The organism is Schaalia sp. (assembly GCF_050312375.1).
In the GTDB taxonomy this organism is placed as follows: Bacteria; Actinomycetota; Actinomycetes; order Actinomycetales; family Actinomycetaceae; genus Pauljensenia; species Pauljensenia hyovaginalis.
On sequence record NZ_JBNOYB010000063.1, the window covers coordinates 1 to 6,624 of the forward strand.

General features: G+C 68.4%; 7 protein-coding genes. 5 read left to right on the forward strand and 2 right to left on the reverse strand.

All coding sequences use genetic code 11. From position 1 onward, the window contains the following. From ACQY7V_RS05250 to ACQY7V_RS05270, 5 genes are all read left to right on the forward strand, one after another. Positions 1 to 988, forward strand: a 988-nt coding sequence (locus ACQY7V_RS05250) for a carbohydrate ABC transporter permease (RefSeq protein ID WP_428639221.1), incomplete at its 5' end; no start/stop codon positions are given. Then, positions 985 to 1,863 (forward strand): carbohydrate ABC transporter permease, encoded by an 879-nt coding sequence (locus ACQY7V_RS05255; protein ID WP_428639223.1) that lies wholly within the window; start codon positions 985 to 987, stop codon positions 1,861 to 1,863. The genes ACQY7V_RS05250 and ACQY7V_RS05255, both read left to right, overlap by 4 nt. After that, on the forward strand, positions 1,863 to 3,002 hold the full coding sequence (locus ACQY7V_RS05260) for a GNAT family N-acetyltransferase (RefSeq protein WP_321083230.1): 1,140 nt from the start codon (positions 1,863 to 1,865) through the stop codon (positions 3,000 to 3,002). The genes ACQY7V_RS05255 and ACQY7V_RS05260 overlap by 1 nt, the downstream gene beginning before the upstream one ends. Then, on the forward strand, positions 2,992 to 4,392 hold the full coding sequence (locus ACQY7V_RS05265) for an alpha-L-fucosidase (RefSeq protein ID WP_428639225.1): 1,401 nt from the start codon (positions 2,992 to 2,994) through the stop codon (positions 4,390 to 4,392). Before ACQY7V_RS05260 ends, ACQY7V_RS05265 begins: the two co-directional genes overlap by 11 nt. Beyond that, on the forward strand, positions 4,385 to 5,539 hold the full coding sequence (locus tag ACQY7V_RS05270) for a Gfo/Idh/MocA family protein (RefSeq protein WP_428639227.1): 1,155 nt from the start codon (positions 4,385 to 4,387) through the stop codon (positions 5,537 to 5,539). The genes ACQY7V_RS05265 and ACQY7V_RS05270 overlap by 8 nt, the downstream gene beginning before the upstream one ends. Positions 5,540 to 5,600: 61 nt before the next feature. Here the strand turns inward: ACQY7V_RS05270 and ACQY7V_RS05275 are convergent, their stop codons facing one another. Both ACQY7V_RS05275 and ACQY7V_RS05280 read right to left on the reverse strand, forming a co-directional pair. After that, positions 5,601 to 6,245: an ATP-dependent Clp protease proteolytic subunit gene (locus tag ACQY7V_RS05275; protein ID WP_184453130.1), complete on the reverse strand. Its 645-nt coding sequence runs from the start codon at positions 6,243 to 6,245 to the stop codon at positions 5,601 to 5,603. Next, positions 6,242 to 6,624, reverse strand: a 383-nt coding sequence (locus ACQY7V_RS05280; RefSeq protein WP_428639229.1) for an ATP-dependent Clp protease proteolytic subunit, incomplete at its 5' end; no start/stop codon positions are given. The genes ACQY7V_RS05280 and ACQY7V_RS05275, both read right to left, overlap by 4 nt.

Below are 6,624 nucleotides of genomic sequence, written 5' to 3' on the forward strand. Positions count from 1 at the left end.
ACGTGCGCGGGCCCTCGTCTCGGCCCGCGCCCCGGCCGCATCACCCCCACACCTCATCCGCGCTGCGGAGCCCCGGCTCGGCATCCAAGGAGCAACCATGGCCCACCCCTCGAAGCGAGTGCTCAAGACATACCCCACGGCCTTCCTCGCACCGGCCCTCCTCATCTTCACGATCTTCTACATCGTGCCCGCATTCGTCGGACTCGGCCTTTCGCTCACCGACGCGAAGCTCACGTCCTCGGCGATGCGCTTCGTCGGCCTGGCCAACTATGAGACGCTCTTCGCCTCGTCGGGCCAATTCATCCCGGCCGTCCTCCACCAGTTCGTCTTCGCCCTGCTCGTCACCCTCGGCAAGACCGGATTCGGAGTCCTCCTCGCGCTCTTCCTCGATCAGGCCTTCGTCGGCCGGGACTTCCTGCGCGCCCTCGTGTACGCGCCGATCATGGTCTCCCTCGTCGTCGTCGGCATGGTGTTCAACTTCCTCCTGGACAACGACGGGATCCTCAACGGATTCCTCCGCGTCATCGGCCTCGACTCCCTCGCCCGCCCCTGGCTCGGCGACTTCGACACCGCCCTCGCCTCCGTCGCAGCGGTCGACGTCTGGGTCGGAGTCGGCTGGACCGTCGTCATCGTCCTCGCCGCCCTCCAGTCCGTCCCGCAGGAGACCATCGAAGCGGCCCGGATCGACGGCGCCGGAGCCGTGCGCGTGATGTGGAACGTCAAACTCCCCCTCGTCGCGCACGCGATCAATCTCGCGCTCCTCCTCACGTTCATCTCCGGGATGAAGGCCTTCGACATCATCTACGCGACCACAGGAGGCGGGCCCGGTCACTCGACCGAAGTGATCTCCACCTTCATCGCGAAACAGATGGTCACCGGGTCGCTTGCGATCCCCGCTGCGGCGAGCTTCGCGCAATTCGTCCTCATCACCGCCCTCGCCTTCTTCATCAACACCCTCATCCGCCGAAACGAGGCCGATGCCGAATGAACGCCGCACACTCCCCCAAGCGGGCGCCCCGCCGCTCCCCCTCATCGGCGGCGAGAACGCGCAAAGCGCTTCGACTGGGCTTCATCTACCTCGTCGCCGCGCTCATCAGCGCGATCTACCTCATCCCCCTCTCCCTGGTCCTCCTCACCTCCGTCAAGTCGGAGGCCGAGTCGAAGATCATGGACTTCAGCCTGCCCGCGCACCCCCGGTGGGAGAACTACGCGACCGTCCTGGGGACCGAGGGCGTCGCCCGCGGCCTCCTCAACGGGCTCATCGTCTCCGTCGGCGTCACCGGGCTCACCGTCCTCGTCTGCGCCATGGCCGCCTACGTCATCGCCCGCTCCCCCGCCCGCTTCCCCGCACGCGCCTACCAGTACCTCCTCGCCGGGATGATCGCCCCCTTCAGCTTCATCCCCGCCATCAAAGTCCTCCAGGCGCTCGGGCTCTACGGGACCTTCACCGGCCTCATCCTCGTCGACGTCGGCATCCAGATCCCCTTCATCACGCTCATGTACGTGGGATTCATCCAGCGCCTCCCGCGCAGCCTCGATGAGGCCGCCATCATCGACGGAGCCGGACCGATCCGGACCTTCTTCCAAGTGATCCTGCCCCTGCTGCGCCCCGTGTCCGTCACGAGCCTCGTCCTGCTCGTCACCTACGCGTGGAACGAGTTCCAGAACGTCCTGTTCCTCATGCCCAATCAGAGCAAGTGGACGATGCCGATGACCGTCTTCGACTTCCAGGGCATGCACTCGTACAACTACGCGCTGGTCTGCGCGAACATCGTCGTCTCCGTGATCCCCGTCCTCATCGTCTACCTCTTCGCGCAGAAGCACATCGTCGCCGGAATGGTCGCAGGGGCGGTGAAGAGCTGATGGAGATCCGACGCCTCTCCGACCACGACCTCGCCGACTACGAACGCGCGATGCGCGAGGCCTTCGGCTCCTCCCCCCTGCGGCCGGCGTCGTGGAGCCTCGAGCGCGCCACCCCCTACGCCCTCGGGGCCTTCGACGAGGGCGCCCTCATCGCGACGGCCGCCTCGCACCCCCTCGCGCTCAGGCTCGGCGAGCGCACCCTGCCCGCCGCCGGAGTCTGTGACGTCACCGTCGCCCTCCCCCACCGGGGCCGGGGGCTCGCGACTCGGATGATGCGCGAGCTCCTCACCCGCCAGTCGGACTCCGGAGCGCTCTTCTCCCTCCTCTATCCCGCCGCCCCTGCGATCTACCGTCCCCTGGGGTACGCCATCGTCGCCCAGCGCGACGCCGTGCGGATCCCGAGCGCCGACCTCCTCCGAGCCCGCCGCTCGCAGGCCCTGCGCGGACGGATCCTCGATCCCGAGGACGACCGGTCCCGGGCCGAGGCCCTGGACGCCGCGACCCGGGGGCTCAACGGCGTCGTCGGACCGCTCGCCCGCCCCACGGGCGCCACCGTCGACCTCGTCATCGAGGGCCCCGCTGAGTCCGAGGAGGCGCCCTCCTCCGACGGCATCCGCGCATTCACGCGATTCACGCGCGAGGGCGCGACCCTCACCTGCGACTTCCTCCACTCCCTCGACGCCGAGGCCTGGGAGCACGCCCTCGCCCTGCTCGCCTCCCACACCGGGATCGACACCGTCGAGATCTACGGCGCCCCGCACGACTCCGCCTGGCACTGGCTGAGCGCGAACGCCTCACTCGGCGCCCGGGTCACGCCGATGGCGCGCGTCCTCGACCTCGCCGCCGCTCTCGAAGCGCGCCCCTGGTCCGAAGGCATCAGCGGGCACTGGCGCTTCGCCGTGCGAGACGGGCTCTTCAACGCCAACACCGGCGTCTTCGTCCTCGAACTCGACGACGGTCGCGCCCGCGCGCACCGCGAGAGCGCGGACCCCGGAATGCGGACCGTGCACGGCATCGACTCCCTGAGCGCACTCGTCGCCGGGATCCGCACCCCCGTCGACCGTCACTTCCCTCCGCTGCCCGAAGACCTCATTCGTGCCGCCCGCATCGCCCCCTGGAGCATGTCCCATGGTTTCTGAAAGCCCCCGGATCCCCCGGCGCTACACCCCTCCCGCCGTGCCCGAACGCTTCGCCCGCTCGCAATGGTTCCGGCGCGCCCGTCTGGGAATGTTCATCCACTGGGGCGTCTACTCCCTCCTCGGTCGGGGCGAATGGGTCCGCTCTCACGAGGAGATGACCGCCCAGGACTACCTCCCCTGGGCGAAGGCCTTCAACCCCGAGTCCGTCGACTTCCACGAATGGGCGCGGCTGGCCAAGGAGGCGGGGATGGAGTACGCGATCCTCACCGCCAAGCACCACGACGGATACTGCCTCTTCGACTCGGCCCACTCGGACTTCACCTCGGCGAAGATGACGCCCGGCCGCGACTTCGTCGCCGAGTTCCTCGAGGCCTTCCGCGCCGAGGGGCTGCGCGTCGGACTCTACTTCAGCCTCATCGACTGGGCCGACCCCGACTACCCCGTCTGGGGGGACGCCTTCCACCCCCAGCGCAACGACCCCGCCTTCCACGGAGTCCGACACGACTTCGACGCCTATCTCACGAAGATGCACGCGCAGGTGAAGGAGCTGTGCACGAACTACGGCGCACTCGACATCCTCTGGTTCGACTTCTCCTACGACGAGATGACAGGCGAGCGGTGGCGGGCGCGCGAACTCGTGGAGATGGTCCGCTCCCTCCAACCGCAGGTCCTCATCGACAATCGCCTCGAGGTGTCGGCCTCCGCCTTCGGTTCGATCGTCACCGCCGAGCCGAGCCCCTTCGCGGGCGACTTCGTCTCCCCCGAACAACTCATCCCTCCCTCGGGGATCCTCGGCGAGGACGGCGCCCCGGTGCCATGGGAGTCCTGCGTGACCCTCAACAACCATTGGGCCTGGCATCATTCGGATACCGCGATGAAGGCCCCCTCGACCCTCGCGGCCAAACTCGTCGAAATCGTCTCCAAGGGCGGCAACCTCCTGCTCAACGTCGGCCCGGACGGCCAGGGGCGCATCCCGGCCGAATCCGCCGAAACGCTCAGGGCCTTCGGCGCATGGGTCCATGCGCACGAGGAGGCGCTGAAGGGGGCGGGTCCCGCGGGGATCGCCAAGCCCGAATGGGGGCGCTGGACCATGCGCGGCTCCCACCTGTACGCCCACGTCTGGGAAGAGCCCATCGGCCCGCTTCCCCTGGTCGGAGTGCGCCCGCAGGACATCGAATCGGTTCGGCTCATCGGCGGCGACGGGCACGTGCACGTCGCGAAGTCCTGGGTCATCGAGGCCTACCCGGATGTCGCCTTCCTCAGTTTCGCCCCACCCGAGCAGGACGACGCCTTCACCTTCCCCCTTCCGCAGGGGCGCGGCACCGTCATCGACATCGCCCTGCGTGAAAGCGGGGGAACGGAGGAGGAAGAGGAGCACTCCCATGAGTGAGAAGCTCTACGCAGTCGTCGGATGCGGAGCGCGCGCCGTCATCGGCGCCCACATCCCCTCCCTCGAACCCGGATCCCGGATCGCCTGGGCCGTCGATCCTTCACCCTCGGGGCGGGATCGGGCGCGCGCCCTCTTCGGTGACGAGGTCGCCCTCCACTCGAGCACCGCCGAGCTCATCAGCGCGACCGGCGGGCCCGGCTCGGGCAGGGTCGCGGGCGCGATCGTCACGACCCCGGATGACGTCCACACGGCGGTGGCCGCCGAGCTCCTGGAAGCGGGGATCGGGGTCTACCTCGAGAAGCCGATGGCCATCACCGTCGAGGACGCCGACGAGATCCTGCGGGTCGCGAGGCGGACCGGCACGCCGCTCTACGTCGGGCACAACATGCGCCATATGTCCGTCGTCCGCCTGATGAAGCGCCTCATCGACGAGGGCGCGATCGGCCGGGTCCAGGCGATCTGGTGCCGTCACTTCGTCGGCAACGGCGGCGACTACTACTTCAAGGACTGGCACGCGGACCGGAGCCGCTCGGGCACCCTCCTCCTGCAGAAGGGCGCTCACGACATCGACGTCATCCACTACCTGGCGGGCGCCTCCAGCGAGCTCGTCCAGGGCCTCGGCGGCCTCATGGTGTACGGCGGGGTCGCCAGTCGGAGGGACAACTCCGATCGCACGATGCCTGATTGGTTCTCCTACGACAATTGGCCGCCGCGCGCGTCACGGGATCTCAATCCCGTCATCGACGTCGAAGACATCTCGATGATCCAGATGCGCCTGTCGAACGGCGTGCTCGCCTCCTACCAGCAGTGCCACTTCACGCCCGACTACTGGCGCAACTACACGGTCATCGGCGACGCGGGGCGCCTCGAGAACTTCGGCGACGGCGAGGGCGGAGTCGTCCGCGTATGGAACCGGCGGCACGCTTACGCCCCCGAGGGCGATCTCGAGTACCCGATCCTCGGCGACGCCGGCGGCCATGAGGACGCGGACCGCCTCACGATGGCCGAGTTCCTCGGCTTCCTCGATTCGGGAGGCGCGACCGTCACGAGCGCGAAGGATGCGAGGGACGCCGTCGCCACGGCCGTGTTCGGCGCGCGCTCGATCCGCTCGGGAGGCGCGGTCTTGCCGATCCCCGGATGCGAATAGGCGTTCGACGGACGAAGAGCGGGGCCCCTCTTGAGGAGGGGCCCCGCGTCATTCGGTCGGGTCACTGAGCCTTGCGCGACTCCAGCACCTGGTCGATGAGGCCGTAATCCTTCGCCTGGGGCGCGGTGAGGATCTTGTCGCGCTCGATGTCGCGGCGGATCTGCTCGACCGGCGTGCCCGAGTGCTTCGCGAGGGTCTCCTCGAGCCACAGGCGCATGCGGTCGATCTCATCGGCGACGATCTGGATGTCGGAGGCCTGCCCCTGCATGCCCTCCATCGCCGGCTGATGAATGAGGACGCGGGCGTTGGGCAGGGCCAGGCGCTTGCCCGGAGAGCCCGCTGCGAGCAGGACCGCGGCGGCCGAAGCGGCCTGGCCCAGGCAGACGGTCTGGATCTGCGGACGGATGTACTGCATCGTGTCGTAGATCGCGGTGAGCGCCGTGAAGGAGCCACCGGGGCTGTTGATGTACATCGTGATGAGCGAATCCGGGTCCTGCGACTCGAGGACCAGGAGCTGAGCCATCACGTCGTCGGCGGAGGCGTCATCGACCTGGACCCCGAGGAAGACGATCCGGTCCTCGAAGAGCTTCGCGTAGGGGTCCTGGCGCTTGAAGCCGTAAGCCGTGCGCTCTTCGAAATTGGGCAGGACATAGCGGGCCTGCGGCAGTTGGCGGGCGACGGCCTCGAAGTAAGGGGCGGTGCTCATCGCTTCTCTCCCTCCCGACCGAGCGAGCCGACTTCCTGCGGCGTCTCGATCACCTTGTCGACGAAGCCGTATTCGAGGGCCTCGTGCGCGCTGAACCAGTGGTCGCGATCGGCGTCGAGCTCGATCTGCTCGACCGACTTGCCGGTGCGCTCGGCCGTGATCTCGGCGAGCTCCTTCTTCATCTTGAGGATGAGGTCGGCGTTGATGCGGATCTCGGTCGCCGAGCCGCCCGCACCGCCGAGGGGCTGGTGGAGCAGGACGCGCGTGTGCGGCGTGATGTAGCGCTTGCCGGGGGCGCCCGCGGTGAGGAGGAATTGCCCCATCGAAGCGGCCAGACCCATGCCGACGGTGACGACGTCGGGCTTGATGTACTGAGTAT